This window comes from Streptomyces tendae (assembly GCF_014650435.1).
Classification (GTDB): Bacteria; Actinomycetota; Actinomycetes; order Streptomycetales; family Streptomycetaceae; genus Streptomyces; species Streptomyces tendae.
Map to the genome: position 1 here is coordinate 1 of NZ_BMUY01000104.1, position 596 is coordinate 596.

The window sequence follows — 596 nt, forward strand, 5'->3', positions numbered from 1 at the left end:
GATACTAATCCATATAAGAATATGATAAACCATGTTACTAGGATAAAGGTATAGGGTACGGCATACTTCTTAAAGGGGTATCTCTCTATCCCATCATTGAGGGCATATATAAATACTATTGGCCATAGCAACATCATTAATGCTACTCCCAGTAACTTAAACCAAGTAAAACCAAGGCATACTAGAGCATCAAAATTCATTGAGCTACCCTTATAATTACCGTGACTATCGAAGTGATAGTAGTTCTTAGGTTTTAATACTTGCTCAGATCCTAGGTAGGGTGGTAGGTCCTTTTTAATGAACCTACCTTTATTATCTCTTCTCCTTAATATCTTGGGAGCAGATAAATCTTCGTCGTAATCCTTAATTCTAGCCATTGTTTTTCTTTTTAAAGAATATTAGGTAAATAGGAAATAAAGGTAATACTAACCAGATGGTAAGAAATAATAGGTTGGGTCTGATCATCCTAATTTCTTGACATAACATCTTAGTTAGAAGTATAGAGGGGATTAGGCATATCCCATAGATTATGCCTAATATTATCCAAGTACTATTCATTGAGCTTTTCGATTAGTTTTTTAAGTTTCTTATCTAAG

At 33.6% G+C, this 596-nt stretch carries 1 protein-coding gene; it reads right to left on the reverse strand.

Annotation, left to right across the window (positions count from 1 at the left end; genetic code table 11):
- On the reverse strand, positions 1 to 377 hold a 377-nt coding region (locus IE258_RS41660), incomplete at its 3' end, for a hypothetical protein (protein WP_229892793.1).
- Between the last annotated feature and the right edge of the window lie 219 nt (positions 378 to 596).